We start from the raw sequence: 16,531 nt of genomic DNA, 5'->3' as shown, positions 1-16,531 counted from the left end.
TCGAACCGCCGTGGCGGACCGTACGCAGCCTTCCCCCGAGGCCATGTCTCGACCAAGATTTTTTCGACGGTTTCTAGGGGGAACAAGATGGCGCAGCACAATGAAGTGACGTTTGAGGACGAGATCTGCCAGGCGCTTGCCGCCCGGGGCTGGATCTACGAGCCGCAGCGCAAAGCCGGCCAGCTTTACGACACCACCCGGGCACTGATCCCCGAGGATGTCTTCGGCTGGCTGGCCGACACACAGTCGGAGCAGCTGGCGAAAGTCCTGAAGCCCACGGATTCGCCAGCTGAGCTGGAGTTCGCCCAGCGTCTGCTGATGGACCGACTCTGCAAGGTGCTGGACAAGCCAGCGACCAAGGAAGCAGGCATGCTTTCGGTCCTCCGCACCGGGTTCAAGGACGTTGCCGCCAAGTTCGAGATGTGCCAATTCAAGCCCGCCATGGGCCTGAACCCGGCAACTTTGGAGCGATACAGCAAGGTTCGGCTGCGGGTGGTTCGGCAAGTCCACTACTCGACGGTCGACACCAAGAAGAGCATCGATTTGGTCCTGTTCGTCAACGGCCTGCCTGTGGCCACCATCGAACTCAAGACCGACTTCACCCAGAACATCAACGACGCCGTCGCACAGTACCGAAACGACCGATTGCCCCGCAACGCGAAGAACAAGGACGAGCCGCTGCTGTCCTTTGGTCGACGGGCGTTGGTGCACTTTGCCGTCAGCAACGATGAAATCCAGATGACCACCGAACTCAAGGGCAAGGACACCTATTTCCTGCCGTTCAACCTCGGCGACGACGGCCATGCCGGAAACCCGGTCAATCCGAAGGGGTCGGCCACCAGCTACTTGTGGGATCAAGTGTTGCAGCGTGATTCCTGGCTGAACATTATCGGCAAGTTCCTGCACCTGCAGGTCAGCGACAGGACCGACCCTGTCACTGGTGAACGCGACCTCCGGAAGTCTTTGCTCTTCCCGCGGTACCACCAGTGGGACGTGGTCAACCAGCTCATCGAGACGAGCCGCACCGAGGGCCCTGGCCACCGGTATCTCGTCCAGCACTCGGCGGGTTCCGGCAAGACCAACTCGATTGCCTGGACCGCACACCAGCTCAGTTCCCTGCACGGGGCTGGCAACGAGAAGCTCTTCGATTCGGTAATCGTGGTGACAGACCGCACCGTGCTGGATTCTCAGCTGCAGGACGCGATCTACCAGATCGAGCACAAATCCGGTGTCGTGGTTCCCGTCCGAGGCAATTCGGGTTCCAAATCCGCTGAACTCACCGCCGCGCTGGTGGCCCGGACGCCGATCATCATAGTCACCATCCAGACGTTCCCCTTCGCGTTGAAGGCCATCGCAGAATCTCAGACCCTGAAAGGGCGGAATTTCGCAATCATCGCGGACGAGGCACACTCGTCCCAGACCGGTTCCACAGCCAACAAGCTGAAGAAAGTCCTGTCTTCGGAGGAACTGGCGGACGTCAATGACGGCGGAGAGTTCGACGTTGAGTCGTTCCTCGCAGCCGAGATGGCCGAACGCGCGGACGCGAAGAACATCAGCTACTTTGCGTTCACTGCCACCCCGAAGGCCAAGACCCTTGAGCTGTTTGGCAGAAAAGGGCCGGACGGGTTGCCGCAGCCGTTCCACCTGTACTCCATGCAGCAGGCCATCGAAGAACGTTTCATCCTGGACGTTCTCCAGAACTACACCAGCTACAAGGTCGCCTACCGGCTCACCCACGAGGGACGAGACTATGACTCCGAGGACTCCAAGGTCGAAAAGTCCGAGGCGCTCAAATCGTTGATGGCCTGGGTGAAGCTGCATCCCTACAACATCAGCCAGAAGGTTCAGGTGATTGTCGAGCACTTCCGTAGCAATGTTGCCTGGCGCCTGGACGGCAAGGCCAAGGCCATGGTGGTCACCGGCTCCCGCAAGGAAGCGGTCCGCTACAAGCTCGCGATTGACAGGTACATCAACGACGCGGGCTACTCCGGGCTGGGGACAATGGTCGCCTTCTCCGGCGAGGTGACCGACGACGAGTCTGGCCCCGAGCAGTTCACCGAAATCAACATGAACCCGGGGCTGAAGGGCAGGACGCTGCCCGAGGCGTTCTCCACCGAGGAATACAAGATCATGCTGGTGGCCAACAAATTCCAGACCGGCTTCGACCAGCCCTTACTGGTGGCAATGTATGTGGACAAGAAACTCTCCGGGGTCTCCGCCGTACAGACGCTCTCCCGGCTGAACCGTATCGCCGTGGGCAAGGACCAGACATTTGTGCTGGACTTCGTCAATAATCCCGACGAAATCCTAGCCTCCTTCCAGCCGTACTTCCACGAGGCCACACTGGAGGGCGTCTCTGACCCGAACATCGTCCACGATCTGCAGGCCAAGCTTGATGCTGCTCAGGTCTATCTCGAATCCGAGGTGGACGGGATGGTGAAAGCCTATGTCCTGGAGGAAGGCAACAACGCCATGTCCGGCTGGGTGGCACCGGCGAAGTCCCGCTTCAATACCCGGTACAACGCCGCCGTGGCAGAGGAAAATAAGACCATACAAGACGAACTTGACCTGTTCCGCAAGGATCTGGGCTCGTTCGTCCGTGCCTACGATTTTCTCTCCCAAATCTTCGACTTCGCCGACACGGACCTAGAAAAACGCTCGATATACTACAAGCACCTGTTGCCTGTGCTCCGGGTAAACGACGCCAAGGTGGCGCTGGACCTTTCGGGAGTTGTGATGGCTAAGTACGCGCTGAAGGACAAGGGGCAAGCGCAGCTGGAGCTCACGGGGGAAGACGCGACCTTGAAACCGCCAACAGAGATGGGCACCGGGCAGGCGAAGGATCCTGTCCTTTCGACCTGGGAAGAAATCATCCAGCAGGCTAACCTGCCTTTCGAAGGTGAAGAAATGGATGCCGTGGCGCACTTCGTTGAAGGCGTACGGCGGGAGCTGGTAAAAAACGAGACGCTTCAGAAACAGGCGCAGAACAATTCCCGCAGCCACTTCGGAAGCAGCCCCGACCTGGCCCAAGCAATCACCGATGCCGTGTCGAACTCGATGGACAGTCACTACAACCTGAGCCTGCAGGCGCTGGGAGATAAGACAAAAATGGGCGCCCTACTCAAAATGCTCAGCGAAGTCATATATGAGGAGCTACAGCAATAGGAGGCAGGCCGACCAACTTGGTACCTGTCCGTCCTGAATGCTGGAGATCGGAATGGTGAAGAGTATTCTTGCTCCAAGGGGCAGAAGATGGTCACCGGATGAACTAGTCCTTCGAAGGTGGCCTCAGTGCAACACGCTGAAAGCGTGTAGGGAACCCCTGTACAACACCGGTAACGACGGCTGGATCTACGGTGACCGCTGCGTCGACCAGAACGACCGGGCGAAATAAGGCAAACCCAACGCGGGCGAGTTTCTGGTGGAGACGTCTCGTTTGGCATGGGAAGCGCAGGTCCTCGACGTCGAGCGGGCCGCCGAGACGCTCGTTAGCTGGTACCGGAATCCCTGGTCGGGCCGGCACGCTCTCACGGTGCCTTACGTGTTCAGCAACAAGCATCAGCTGATGCACCCCGACTTCCTATTCTGGCACGACGACGGCGACGGCGAGTACGTCATGGACATCGTCGACCCCACCGGTTCGACCTCCCCGACACCTCGGCGAAGTGGTCAGCGCTGTCGCGCTACGCCCACGATCACCCTGACCGGGTCCGCCGCTACCTCGCGATCGCTAAGGTAGGTGATTCTCTCCGGGCGCTCGACCTTACGACTACAGGAATTGACGAGCGCATCGCGGAGGCGACCAACCAGAACTTGATCGAGGCGATTTTCGTTGCTGACGGGATGTCCTATCCGTAGATAAGGCGCGACGCAATGGTCAGGATGTCTTGATCCAACTGTGGCACGGCGTGGATCCCACGCCGGTAGTGCAGTCAGGTAGGGAATCCGTGCTTCCGCAGTGCCACCAACCACTCATGCTGTCGTGCGTCTGCCCAGTCCGGCTGCACGGAGTGTGCATAGGCAATGCACCCGTCGATATGGCTTACGAACGAAAGCATCGAATCGAACCGGCGATGTGTGGCATGGTGCGCAATCCCAAATTTACTGACACCGCGTATATGGACCTCGACTCTGCGACGGAATTCCGGGGTAAGCCGTAGGCGGTCGCCATCAACCAGCAGGCCGAGCACGATTCGTCGTGCGCCTGGTGGTACCACCCTTGTCTTTTTTTGATGCAGTTGGAAGCGGTGAAAGCCTATTATTTCGCTGACCTCACGGATAATTGACTTCGCCTGTGTACGGTCAAATCCGTTGAGTGTTGTTGACAAAACCATATCGTCCGAATAACGGGTGTACGTGAAACCGCTACGGGCGGCAAACCCCGCCATGTCATAGTCGAGCGGTGTGGCGACCATGTTCGATAGCGCCCCGCTTGTGGGTGCACCTTGCGGCAGACACCCGGAAACCTGCACCTCATAACCCGGAATGGCTTGGTAACGTCCGCTCCCGCGCTCAGGTCGATCGAATACCGTCAACCGCGTACATAACCGCGCTAACTCAAATGACACCAATTTGGAGTACCCGCGGCCTTCGAATACACGGAAGACATCGCGCTCTTGAATCTGACCGAAGAAATCGTGCAAGTCGAACTTGATCATCCACTGAGCACCGAGATGCTGCTCGGCGCACTGCTGGACACTGCGCCCCGCCGTGTAGGCATAACTGAACGGGTGGAGGGGGAGATTACTAAGTGCTCGGTGCAGAACCGTGCGGTGCACGTCCATCAGAACGGGCTCGGGGGCAGAAATCGACCTAGTTCCACCGGAGCGTTTAGATAAGATCACGTCATCGTAGGGGTCTCTCTGACGCTGGACGATCTCCCGTAAGTACAAGTAGGGAGTGCCGGTAAGGTGCGCAAGGTGTCCCAGACTCAAGATCGGACCGGCTCCCCGCGAGCGAGTGGCCGACGCTTGTGCGACGCTGGCCCTGAGAACATCTAACGGTACGCCCGCGGACCTGCCAGCTTCGACGTACTGGTGAAGAGTCGAGGGGTTCATCTACTTTTGGTGTTATCCCGACAGGTCGGGCGGACGTGGCCCCAGCTCGCGTCGGGAAATGTCACGTTCGCCCGGGCACGCGTAGCGAGGGATAGTCCAACGATCACGGTCAGCCGTGACCTTCGAGCCGTTCGACTCGACGTGCCGGCGCGAGGCACCGGCGTCCTAGATTCACCACCTCGACTCCTCATCGCAACATCTTAGGGTAGTAGGGATCAGGGTTGTTACCTCGATGGCTTGTCACGACGCGGTCTAGTCTTCTGGCATGCCAAAGCTCGTTCCGGCCGGCCAGGGTGATTTCGAAGCCCTTTGTGATGAAGCCCTCCTTGACTAGGAAACCGATCAACGCATTCACCTCTTCAACCGGCCTGGCAAGACGGTGCGCGAGAGACGTCGGCGTCTGAGCGCTGTGCGCGACGAGCGCCAAGGTCGCAACTAGCCTCTCCGACGGAGTACGGAGCCTGCCTGCATCGATAGCATCTGCGACTCTTCGCTGGTTAGCACCGCGGACCACCTCACTCAGATCCCGATTGCGCGCCTCGTAGCCGCTCAATTCGCTGACAAGGTCCGACGGCATCGTGCGGCCATCGAGAAACGGTTTCCATCCGGGCGATTTACGTCGCAGTATGAATGGAAGGTTATTAGGCACGCTGGTCTTGGTTAGAAAAAGACCACCGCTGGCCTTGTAACCCAGTGCCTGTTTCCGCTCCCCCGAGGGCGTATAGCGATTACATAGCTCTTCGATAGCAGTACGCTCCTGTGCACACCATCCAGCGTCGTCAAAGGATGCAGCAGGCGTATGCGGCCGAATACGATCGATGGTCGGAGCATTCTCGATCGATGCGACCGCAGAAGCTGACGCTGTGTAGGTAACCACGATGATTTCCAATCGACCGAACGACCGCCAGCTTCGCAACTGAGCGTTACGTGGAAAGGTTGCGGCGAAATCGATCACCTGACGACCAGAGCTCGTGTAATCAGTCACCAGGACGATCACCCGGCAGTTGCGCGCACGAAGATCGTCAATGCTCGACGACGGGTGCAACCATGGTCCGTTTTCCTTGCCTGGTGCTTCACCGGTGAATTCGCGGATCACGTTTCCGACGGTGGCTTCGCTGCCTGGGGTCACCGCGCCGCGCATACCCGGTGCGAACGTTTCGTACGCGACATGGCGGGCAGCCACTTGCTGTCGCTGACTTGCGCTGGAGGCTCTCTCAATATCTTCGATACTCAGCACCGGGATGACTACAGCACGTCCATTAAGCTCAGGAGCAAGTGCCCCGATTCGGGACTTGAGTCCGTGATAGATGTCTTCTGGGCTTGCAATCTGCAAGCTGTCGAGAAGGAGCGTGGCAACTGGGCGTTCACTTTCGGCAAAGTTCGTCAGCCACGACTGGCCGCGTTGCGTCTCACTCGGCATCAACAGTGACATGGACCCATCTTGCCTTCCTGCGCCCGTGGTGCTCGCGCCGTATTCCGCCCGTGAGCCGGTCAATCACCACCCGCACCCCGGACAGCCACCTCACCATCACTGCCCCCACTGACCTACCGACGTCCGCCCGAAACTTATCTGTGATGCTCGAAAAACCGCTAAGAAATACGCCTCGGAAGCGGGCGACGACCCCTATCCCCTGCACCCTCGTTCCTATACCAGCCTCGCCCACAACGACATTCGTGGCGCAGCATGTTCAGTGTTTCGGCATAGATTCTCCCCACATCGCAGGCGATCCCATCGAGCTACCAGTGGAACATCTTTCCATGCTCGAAACCGTGGTGGCCGCCAACTACGCTGCTGGTCCAGAATATGGGTGACAACTTCTGGCTCGTTCAGCAAGCGGGCTCGGCCCGTTGAGACCAAGGTCGATAGTCGAACATCTCAAACGACGCACCCCCGGACGATCGTCGCCCAAAGCGTTCGGAAATCCGTCAGCGACTGGTAACCCGACCCTGACCGCCTCGGTGAGCGGGCACCCTGCGGCCGGCCGCTCGACCTGGGCGGCAAGGTGTCCGTAAGACCCGCCCGCGCCTGTGCGCCAGTGAAGGTGCCACTAGCCACCGTTCCCGGCGAAGAGTACGGCTTCATCCCGCAACTCATTTAGAACTCGATGGACGTGCCGCGCTTGGGCCTCCCGAGAAGTGTGCGGCGGCGCCAACCGCTCAGCTCGCGCATTCACCTCGGCGTCTGACAATTGGTCGAGCCAAGCGGTTATCTGTTGGTTCGACAGGCTGTCGTCAATATCTGGTAGATCGTCGGCCGCGAGACCCAGCGGCTACGGCTTCATTGGCCCGCCCCATTGTTGATGGACGGAAATGCTGTACAAGGACGCTCCTCCAGCACTGCTCGGTCCAGAATCTCCGCACACGTGGAGAGGAGCTTGGCGACTTCGCGCTTCGCCACAGGCACCGGCACCGCGACCATCTCCGAAACAGTCTTTGGTGATGACGGTGACACATTGCTGCGCATCTCACTAAGAAAGAACTGCACGCGCTCCGCGTTGTGCTTCCACGACTCACGGTCGGCGTCACTGGCAAGGGCTACCAACTCATCATCTCCCGTATGCACCGACACCCTTGACCACCTCACAGAGACCTCGCGCAGCTGCTCTGGCTCCAGCTCCGCTCCAGGAACCCTCATCAGTGTCCGAACCTCGTCCAGCGCGCTTGTCAAAGAGCTGATCGACACAGCTCGGTCCACCCGCCCCGAGGCGACTCGTGTCACCGCGTTGAGCGCGACCAATGCCACCGGGACGCCGACCAGAAACCCGATGAGTGCGGTCACGAGGTTTACCCGGTACCCCGATGCCCAGAACCCTTCGGTCGGACCTACGACGAAGAAGACCGCAGCCAGGAACAGTCCCCCTGCGGATGAACACAGCAGACCCGCCCGCTCGCCCTTGGAAAATGACTTCCACGACAGCTTGATTGAACCCCACATGGCCGCGACCCTACCGCGTACAAGTCCGAACAAACCTGTTCAACAAACGGTCGTTGACTGAACAGGTGAACACTGCTCGGATCGAGCCGAAATTACCGTCGCCAATGTTCAAAAACCCGTTCAACAATTGGTACCGCGGACAGCACAAGATGAACACCTTTTCTGAACGGAGATCGCCGTGGCGCTCGTCGGACTGGTGCGCGTGAACACCGACAAACAGGAGACGCAGCGCCAGCGCGATGCGCTCGACCCGATTTGCGTCAAAGTTTTCGAGGAGAAAGTCTCGGGCGCACTCAGCGTCGACCAGCGCCCCGGAACTGCAGGCCGCCCTCCACTACCTCCGTCCCGATGATCTGCTCACCGTCCAAGAGGCCGCCTCGGCCGCAACCTCCTTGAGGGACTGTTGGCCTTGACGGACCTGTTCGAGCGCGGTAGCGGGTTCAAGGTGCTCGACGGCATCGCGGTCGGCGAGCACACCGAGCGGTCGCTGGTCCTCGACCTCGCACTCGCTTTGGCAGAGGACCGGCGCCGCGACATCGTGCGCAAGAACCCGCAACGGCCTAGAGGCTGCCCGCAAGCGCGGCAACGTCGGTGGTCGCCCCACTGTCGTCGACGACGACAAACGTGCGGCGACCCTGGCTCGCCACGATCGCGACGAGTCGATTCGCACCATAGCGGCCGGCGTGCGGGTCTCGGTAGGTACGGTCCATCGAGTTCTTTCCGGCGCTGCTACTGATGTCGACGGAGTGCTCGCAAGAGGCGATACTGACTGCGTAGAGGAGGATCATTCTTGACGAACTCGATACCATTCAAACCGTCACGTGTGACTGACGCGCGAATCAATGCGGCTCGGACGAAGTTGATCATCGACAAGAAGCTGAAGAGAACGTCCAAGCCCGAGATCGAGAAACTTGCGGCACTCAAGACCACGAGTGAACGACGGCTCATCGCTGGTTGACGCCGCCGAGGCCACTACGGTTGACCTGGTTGACCAACTAGGAGATCGCATGAACACCCTCGTCGAGCAGGAACGCAAGCTCATGGACCTTCTCACCCGCCGCGTCCACCAGACGTTCGCCGACGCGCGCGCCGCCGGCGTCCCCGCCGAAGTCTTCGATGAGGTCGAGTCGATCGCCCGCTCCATGACCGCAGCACTGCCCACCAACCACGTCTACGACCGGCTCATCGGCCCGTTCTACGACACCAACGGCCCGACACAGTGGTGGGGTGTGAGCCGCAAAGCCGTCGACAAGGCTGTTGCACCGGTCCCGCCACAACAGAACGAGCAGCCGACCCCACCGGCAGAGAAGAAGCAGAGCAACAAGCCGGTGACGGTGTACATCTCGCAAGAGGTGTACACCCAGGCCCGTCTGGCCTTCAATGCCACACGCACAGTTGAAGCAGACCGCAACTGGTCCCAGTTCGTCGAGAAAGCCGTTGCAGGGGAAATCCGGCGCCGGGCGGAACGTCACAACGGCGGAGAGGACTTCGAGGGGATCGATGCACCACTCTCTCCAGGCCGCCCCCTGTCCGACCACTGAGTACGATTCAAAGGCCCGTTCTGGAGGTCGACCACATGATCCTCAGTTCTCTGACAACCCATCAGCTAACTTAATAACTTGTTAGAAACAGAGATTTACATGCACAGTTCGCAAGTGCGGCGAGTCGATTCGCACCACCGCGCCCCTGTGTGCGGGTCTCGATAGAAATGGCTCGAATCGGACTGTAGATACTTGCGCAACGCTCTTTAACGAACGCGGATGCTACCTTTGCGCTACGACCGCCTCTGATGCTCAATGCATCATGCGGGAGGGGTCCGGTTCCGCCTCTGCCGATCTTGATCGGTATGCAGATCGGGCCCCTTCTTCGTTTCTCCATCAGCCATTTCCAGGGAAGATGGAGCAGGAGACATGCCCATATAAAGCAGTTGCCCCTAGTGACTCGGCACTGGGTGCTAGCTGACTAGGGGCTTACGAGAAGCAACCGTACCCTGTTCATCCGCACCAACTTCCTTCGGAGACGCCGCATGGACACGAACATGAACGCCGTCGTCGAGCAGGAACGCAAGCTCATGGCCCTCATCACCTGCCGCGTCCACCAGACGTTCGCCGACGCCCGCGCTGCCGGCGTCCCCGCCGAGGTCTTCGGCGATATCGAGTCGATCGTCCGCTCGATGGACGCGGCGCTGCCTACCATCCAAATCTACGACCAACTCGTCGTCCGTTCTATGACACCACTGGTCAGCACTGAACTCGGTGACACGTCCGCTCCCGCAGCACCCTCCGGGTGCGCTCGCCGAGAGCGTTCACCGCCTCGGACATTGATCCCCGAATTCGTCGGGCGGGCAGCCCCGTACCAACCTCACGAAGCAAGGGCTGCGGACTCCACCAGAGGCGCTGAAAATCAGGGTCAAGAAGCAGCCCTGACGTCACATCCCGCCCCAGCCGATGAGACCCGCCCAGTCGTATCGACTGCCGGTGTGGCGGTGTCGATACGACACTCACCGCCACCCCTGAAATCGACCTCAGAGCGGGCAGACCGAGCCGAGCGGAGCGAGAGCCTCCACCGCCCGAACCAGTCCGGCCGGCACGCCGGAACCACCAGCGCAGCCACCGGATGTCTCCGGTTAATGCAGCAGATCGCAGCGGACGCTGCGATAGGAAGTTCCGTCACAGGCCGTGGACGGCCGACCCACCCGGCGAGCGAGCGAGGCGGGGGAAACAGCAGAAGGCCGCCAGGCCGCCACACCCGCAGCAGCAGCCGAGCGGACGCCGGCTGATCGCGGCCCCACTGTCACAGCAAAGCGCGCCAGCGGCGCGAACCAGGCCGACAAGACGCAGCGGCATCAGAGGTTACGAGCGAGCGAGTAACCGACCCGGAACGGGCCGCAGGCGCGCCAGCGCCGAGCACCGCTCCGGATCTCCGCCGCAGCGGACCAGGGCACCCCGAAGGGGGCGCCGACAGGAGAGAACGAGAAGGCCGCCCGCGGCCGCCCGAGAGAACCCTGACGGCGATAAGGACCCGAGCGCAGCGAGGGCGACGAGGCGCCAGCCGAGGAGGTCGTCCCGGCTCTGCCGGGCAAACAAGGGTGCAGAGAGCGAAGCGAACGAAACCCGCCGTGCGTCACGACTCCTTATGCCCTTTCAGCTTGGAGCCACAGCAGCCGACCTGGAGCGTTAGCGGAGGGAGGTTGCGACCGTGGCGTACTGGGGAAACACGGCAGATTTGCCATCTTTGCGACCGGTCGCAAATACGTGAGATCACCCTGAAACGGGGGGTCGCAAAGATGGCCTCCGTTGTAGGTTTCCCCAGTTCAGGGCGGGTTCGGTTTGCCCCCTGTGTTTCAAGTCACTGACGCAGTTGACGCAAACCCTGTTTTTGGGGTTTGTGGCAGCCTCAGGGCCGCCTGGGAGCGCAGCGAGTGGCGGGACTGCACCCGTGGTGGCGTCAGGGTCGTACAGGCCGCGCCAGCGGCCTGTGGGGGCAAGGCGGAGCCGTGTTCGCAGCATCGCTGCGACCGTCTGTGAGTCGATTCCAGGTGGCGGACGCAGGCCACCACGTTGGGTCCGGGAGTCTCCAGATTCAGTAGGGACGAAGTCCCGACCAACCTCCGCGTAGGTGGAGTGTTTTCGTGGGTCCGATGCCCGCGCGTCAGCGCGCCTATAAGAGTTGTTGGCATCGGTGAGGGCCCCACGAAAACGCGCAACCGCAGCGGCCCGGCACGCCGGGCTGGGCGCCGAAGGCGCATCAACCTTCGTCGCCGAGGTCGTTTCTCTCGTGTCGCCGGTGTGGCTCAGGGCCGGTCCGCGTCAGCGGCCGGCGGGTCGCCGATGCGCCGCGAGGCGGCGGCGAGCTGCGCAGCTAGCCGGTGTCACCGGCTGGGAATCAGTGGCAGCCGCCGGGCTGCTCCGTCGTGCGTCCCGCAGGGGCGCGAAACAAGCCGGGCCGGTCTCGGCCGCTGGCCTAGTTGCAGCCGTCGAGGCTGCCTCGGTAGAGGCGCCGTAGACGGGCGTGCGGCACAGCGCGCTGGGTCCGGTGACGTCACGAAGTGGCATTCTGCTGGCGCGGCTGCAGCGGCCCGATCTGCAGGGGCTACGAGGTGGCCGCCGGGCGGCCACAGTGTCGGGGGCAGACATGCGGCGGCGGAGCCGCCAGCGCCGGCTGGGACGGCCACCGGGCCGGTCCGCAGATCTCGTGGCGAGCCAGTTTTATCGGCCGGCCACGAGGCACGGTGGGGGTTGGCGCGGGGCGGCCGCGTGGCTTTCGAAGCGGGCTTCGGAAGCCACGGTCGCAGCCGCCGGGCTGCGCGGCGCTGTTACCGACCTTGGTGGCAGCGGTGGATACAGGCGGGCTCATTCGGCTCACGTGGGTGGCGGCCGCAGCGCTTTTCTGCGGTCGACGCGGGCGCGAAGCGACCGGCATCAGGTCATTATCGAAGAATCGAAATACCTGGTGCCCACGTGCGCCGGAGGAGGCTGTTCACCTCGACCGGGAGTATCGCCGCGACCGGAAAAGAATGGCGCCGACGGCGCACAATATTGATCGCGGGATTGTTGTTATCAACGGGGCGTCTCGATATTCACGAAACAATCTATTTATGTGGTTCGAGGAATTGTTTTCGGCGCATTTATGTGCGGCCTGTTCGTATTAGTGCCGCTGTGAGGGGAAAGGGATTGTCTCGGTACCTCGGCACTGCCTTTTGTGGCTTGCGGAGAAACGGAAATTGCCGCATCGGGGTGTCTTCAGGGCGTCTCAGGGCGGGTTTCCGGCCGCTACAACGACTACAAAAGCCCAGGTCGCTGTGTTTCGGTGTGCCGGTGGGTCATGGTGCTGTTGTACTGGCTGCACGGCGGCCATTGTGCTGTCCATTACCCGCCCACGCGGATCTTCAGCCAAGTAAGAGCCACTTGTACTGTGACTATAACGCCGCCGTACTGACAGATGAGAGCCACTACAAAGGCGGTATAGCTGTGCATCAGTAGCCGGTTGTGCAGTGTTGTGGCCGTCCAGGTGCGCGTATTGCAGATGAAGTGTCCTTTGAGGGACGGTTGAACTGTTATACAGCCGTATAACCGTCTCAGTGCTGTTATATGGCCGTAGTTCAGCCACATATGCGGCGGTATAGCGGCGTTCACTCGGCGGTGTTTGGCACGTCAGTGACGGTATAACAGCCACTACTGCGGCCATTGAACAGTTATGCAGGCAGTTGGGCGGCAGCGCGGCGGGCCGGCGAAAAGCGCGAACCCGAACACGGTCGGGGTGGTGCTGGGCGCCGGCTCGGGCCGACTCGGCAGGCTTCTCACCGCGCTGGATCTGGCCGAGTCGACGAGTCGACGGGCTCGGTGCTCGACGGGTGGAGGCCGGGGCGGCTGGCCGATCCGAGGTCCTGGCACCAGGTTCAGCGATAGCGTGCGGACATGAATGATGCACCGAACGGACCTGAGTCAGGCGCGAAGACCTACCGGGACTTCGAGTGGGTGACCCGCGACTACCCGTGGATCGCGAACGGCCTTTTCGTGACGTATGTGCAGGGTTCGGATCCCGCATTCGTGATCGACGCGATGACCGTCGAAGACCTGGGGTCGGAGACCGGCCTGGTCGGTCTCAACGAGCGCGGATGGGAGGAGCCCGGCATCATCGGGGCCGCATCAGTGGGTAACTGGACGATTGCGATCGCGCCTGCAGCGACCGCAGGCGCATCCGAGGAGTTGATGCGGCCGCTCTCCCTCGGCCGCGAGGTGGTGACCCACTACCGCGACGTCAACGGAGGTTCCGGGTTCTACGTGTGGGCGGACGGTGAACGCACGGTGTACTTCGATCCGATGTTGCGTTGCGGCTTCGGGCTGGACCCGATGCCGGCGCAATGGGTGCCTCGACTGGTGGAGGTCGGTGTCAACCCTGACGGCGAGGAGCCCATGACAGCGGACGGAGGCTTCCCGGTGATCGAAGCATCACTGGCGCTGGCGGCGAACTACACCGGCGCGCTGATGACGCCGGAGTCCTTGGCGAGCGCGACCTTCATTGTGGGCAGCGCCGACTGATCGAGCGGAACCACTAGAGTCCCAGGTCATGAACGTTCCGTATTGGAAAGACCTAATCTATGAGGGAGAGTTGTTGACCGATGCCGCCGAGGGCATCCCTCGCGACTTGAGCAACGACATCTCGGACTCTGAGGCCGGTCGAGCGTCGGTCCGACGCGAGGCCGAACAGTTTCGGGCATCGGTGAACGACAAGCGTCCGCGTGATCCGGATCGGCCGGAGCACCAGCTCCAGGACGTGGTCGATGCGTACAGGTGGAACCATCCCGATGCCGCTCGTGCGGTACGCCGCGGCATCGGGTTCACCCGCCCCGGGCGATAGAAGTAGCTGTTCGAGACCGGCGCTACGGTTGCAACAATCGTTCGGTCCGCACCAGGAGCAATCCTGGGAGCGGGCCGGATCTCTGTGGATGGGTTGCGGCATCTGCTATCCGCCTCTCCCCCGTCACCACAGTGTGAACGGCAGCCCTGATTGTTCGGCGGCGAGGATTCTCTGTTCGATGCTGTCGAGGTCTTCGTGCTGGCCAAGGCCGGTTCGGATGGCATCGGCAATGGCGCGGGTGCGCCCAGCCTGTCCGCGGACGTCGGCCAGCGGGCTGGAAATGTTGCGGCGCCGGAGGTCGTATTCACTGCGGTTGGTGCGATTCGTCCCGAGCAGCATGTGCGCAGGGTTGACGCAGCCGGCGAAATCGCACTGATGACACAGCACTGCATCGTCGGTGTTGGTCCACCCCAACCGTGGGATCACCCCGTATTCGAGCTGGTAGGCGAACAGATGCGCCGGGACGGTACCGCGGCGGGTCGTGCCGGGCAGACTGGCGGCGCGGAACGACCCGTGCCCGGTCGAGGACACCCCGGCCAGCCAGGGGGTGCAGAGATTTCCGGCCCGGAGGAAGCGTTTGGCTTCGAACCTGGCGACGACAGCAGGATTGTCGAGCCAGGACCGCCACAAGCGTTCGGGGATCCGGACCGGTTGCGGATGCCCGATCAGCGTCATCTGGAGCGCAGGCGGCGCAGGAGTGGCATCGGGCATTCCGGGAAGTAGCAGCGGAGCGTCTTCGGCGAACGTCATCGCAGGTCTCCTGACAGCCGATTCGAGCTGTTACCAGGGTGACGGTAGGCGCAGGGTCTGACAGTTTCCCCTTGTGACAGATGTAGGCGGCATGTACCCCATTACCGATAGTGGTGACGGCGTAGCGGGGCAACGCCGACTGATCGAGCGGCGAAAAAGAAGAACCCGCACCTGCCCGTGGAGGCAAAGTGCGGGTTCGTAAGTGAGGCGATTGGCAATGTGGGGTTCTGGTTTGGCCCCGTCGTGATGTGGGAGGCTACGACCGCCTTGACGGCCACTACCGAACCACCAACTCTGACTACGAGAGAGAGCTGTAAAGGGTGCGAGCAGATATCGAACGCGCTGCCCAGGCGGTGCGCGCGGCCGCCGGGTTCGACTGGACGTGGACCGTCAATGACCTGCCGTCGTTCTGCGGTGAGGCCGGTTGGCAGTTCAGCGGCCTCGATGAGCAGGTGCCAGCAGCCGTGACCAATCTCGAAGTCAATCGCCCGGATGTGATGGTGGGCGTCGCGGACATATCGACAACCGAGTTGTCGCGAGCGATCGATGAGATCTCCTTCCGTGCCAGTGATGTGGTTCTCGGTCGGAGCGACTTGGAGCCTGAGCTGGATGAAGTTTTCAATGCACTGGTGGACCGGATGTTCGAACTGCTGGGGCAGCGGCCCACGGATTGGTGGATCGAACCGACCCGCGGCCTGCGCTGGGACCTTCCGGGCCTGGTGGTTAGGGCCCAGATCGGCGTCTCATCGGTCTGGGTGGATCTGCTCAGTCCTGCGTACCAGCAATGGAGCGACGAAATCGAGCAGAGCGCCGAAGATGAGTAGACGTGAGGTCGGTTGAGGTTGCGGCCGGCCCGACTCACTGGCATTCCTGAAAATCGATAGCTTGCGCAGCTCGCACTGGGTACACCTAGGCCGTGATCCCGTGCGACTTCGGCGGACACTGCCCCTGATTGGAGGTGAAGTTGATGTCTGCAACGGATTGGGCCTTTTGGGGGCCTTATGCGCCGCTCGTCTACTTGCTCTACAGGCTCGGCGTGCCGATCAACTGACACCAGAACGACACGGGACCGCCGTGACATAGTTCGTGTCATGGGACGAACGACGGCGACGGTGCGGGAGTGGCATGGCGAGCTGGGTTGGGGAGTGCTGGACTCCCCGGAAACTCCTGGTGGATGCTGGGCGCATTTCAGCAACATCGACGGGCCCGGATACCGCGCTTTGACTGTCGATGAGACAGTCGACCTCGACTGGGAACAGACAGAACAGGACGGCTACGCGTTCCGGGCAATCCTGGTCAAGCAGAGGAACACGTAAGGGCCGCGAAGCTGCGGGCAATGAATCTGACGGAGATTAATGGACCGCATCTTCAGCGAGGGCGGTCCCGTCGACAGGTCAGCAGCCATGATGGAGCTGTTCATCGATCAAAG

15 protein-coding genes are annotated in these 16,531 nt (G+C 61.5%); 10 read left to right on the top strand and 5 right to left on the bottom strand.

Annotated elements, in window-relative coordinates:
* Positions 1–87: 87 nt before the first annotated feature.
* Both GN300_RS24615 and GN300_RS24610 read left to right on the top strand, forming a co-directional pair.
* On the top strand, positions 88–3,165 hold the full coding sequence (locus GN300_RS24615) for a type I restriction endonuclease subunit R (RefSeq protein WP_063316457.1): 3,078 nt from the start codon (positions 88–90) through the stop codon (positions 3,163–3,165).
* Between the two features lie 256 nt (positions 3,166–3,421).
* Positions 3,422–3,739, top strand: coding sequence for a hypothetical protein (locus GN300_RS24610; RefSeq protein WP_063316458.1), 318 nt, complete (start codon positions 3,422–3,424; stop codon positions 3,737–3,739).
* 193 nt (positions 3,740–3,932) lie between these two features.
* On the opposite strand, the gene GN300_RS24605 is transcribed toward GN300_RS24610, so the two are convergent.
* From GN300_RS24605 to GN300_RS24590, 4 genes are all read right to left on the bottom strand, one after another.
* Positions 3,933–5,057 (bottom strand): reverse transcriptase family protein, encoded by a 1,125-nt coding sequence (locus GN300_RS24605; protein ID WP_063316459.1) that lies wholly within the window; start codon positions 5,055–5,057, stop codon positions 3,933–3,935.
* Between the two features lie 187 nt (positions 5,058–5,244).
* Positions 5,245–6,489: a hypothetical protein gene (locus tag GN300_RS24600; protein ID WP_156511766.1), complete on the bottom strand. Its 1,245-nt coding sequence runs from the start codon at positions 6,487–6,489 to the stop codon at positions 5,245–5,247.
* Positions 6,490–7,335: 846 nt separating this feature from the next.
* Positions 7,336–7,836, bottom strand: a complete 501-nt coding sequence (locus tag GN300_RS24595) for a hypothetical protein (protein WP_197487739.1) — start codon at positions 7,834–7,836, stop codon at positions 7,336–7,338.
* Between the two features lie 716 nt (positions 7,837–8,552).
* Positions 8,553–8,702: a hypothetical protein gene (locus tag GN300_RS24590; RefSeq protein WP_233405691.1), complete on the bottom strand. Its 150-nt coding sequence runs from the start codon at positions 8,700–8,702 to the stop codon at positions 8,553–8,555.
* A 113-nt stretch (positions 8,703–8,815) separates the two neighbouring features.
* On the opposite strand from GN300_RS24590, the gene GN300_RS29795 reads away from it, so the two are divergent.
* The 6 genes from GN300_RS29795 to GN300_RS24565 all read left to right on the top strand — a co-directional run bounded on the left by GN300_RS29795 (position 8,816) and on the right by GN300_RS24565 (position 14,352).
* Positions 8,816–8,950, top strand: a complete 135-nt coding sequence (locus GN300_RS29795) for a hypothetical protein (RefSeq protein ID WP_267933315.1) — start codon at positions 8,816–8,818, stop codon at positions 8,948–8,950.
* Positions 8,951–8,999: 49 nt separating this feature from the next.
* Positions 9,000–9,533: a hypothetical protein gene (locus GN300_RS24585; RefSeq protein ID WP_156511768.1), complete on the top strand. Its 534-nt coding sequence runs from the start codon at positions 9,000–9,002 to the stop codon at positions 9,531–9,533.
* Between the two features lie 485 nt (positions 9,534–10,018).
* Positions 10,019–10,771, top strand: a complete 753-nt coding sequence (locus GN300_RS24580; RefSeq protein WP_063316464.1) for a hypothetical protein — start codon at positions 10,019–10,021, stop codon at positions 10,769–10,771.
* A gap of 902 nt (positions 10,772–11,673) precedes the next feature.
* Entirely contained in the window at positions 11,674–11,997 is a 324-nt protein-coding gene (locus GN300_RS24575; RefSeq protein ID WP_156511769.1) for a hypothetical protein, read from the top strand.
* A 1,412-nt stretch (positions 11,998–13,409) separates the two neighbouring features.
* Positions 13,410–14,033, top strand: a complete 624-nt coding sequence (locus GN300_RS24570) for a DUF6461 domain-containing protein (protein WP_063316465.1) — start codon at positions 13,410–13,412, stop codon at positions 14,031–14,033.
* 28 nt (positions 14,034–14,061) lie between these two features.
* On the top strand, positions 14,062–14,352 hold the full coding sequence (locus GN300_RS24565) for a hypothetical protein (protein ID WP_063316466.1): 291 nt from the start codon (positions 14,062–14,064) through the stop codon (positions 14,350–14,352).
* A 123-nt stretch (positions 14,353–14,475) separates the two neighbouring features.
* Here GN300_RS24565 and GN300_RS24560 read toward each other — a convergent pair whose 3' ends face one another.
* Complete coding sequence (locus tag GN300_RS24560; RefSeq protein ID WP_063316467.1) at positions 14,476–15,102, bottom strand: hypothetical protein; 627 nt, start codon at positions 15,100–15,102, stop codon at positions 14,476–14,478.
* A 320-nt stretch (positions 15,103–15,422) separates the two neighbouring features.
* On the opposite strand from GN300_RS24560, the gene GN300_RS24555 reads away from it, so the two are divergent.
* Entirely contained in the window at positions 15,423–15,926 is a 504-nt protein-coding gene (locus GN300_RS24555) for a DUF6301 family protein (protein ID WP_156511770.1), read from the top strand.
* Positions 15,927–16,193: 267 nt separating this feature from the next.
* The gene (locus GN300_RS24550) at positions 16,194–16,418 is read left to right on the top strand and encodes a hypothetical protein (protein WP_063316469.1); all 225 of its coding nucleotides are present in this window, start codon (positions 16,194–16,196) and stop codon (positions 16,416–16,418) included.
* Positions 16,419–16,531 lie beyond the last annotated feature (113 nt).

The sequence above is a fragment of the Rhodococcus sp. Ni2 genome (assembly GCF_021352185.1).
Classification (GTDB): Bacteria; Actinomycetota; Actinomycetes; order Mycobacteriales; family Mycobacteriaceae; genus Rhodococcus_F; species Rhodococcus_F qingshengii.
The sequence above is the reverse complement of the archived record's forward strand: the minus strand, read 5'-3'. Positions and strand labels throughout refer to the sequence as shown.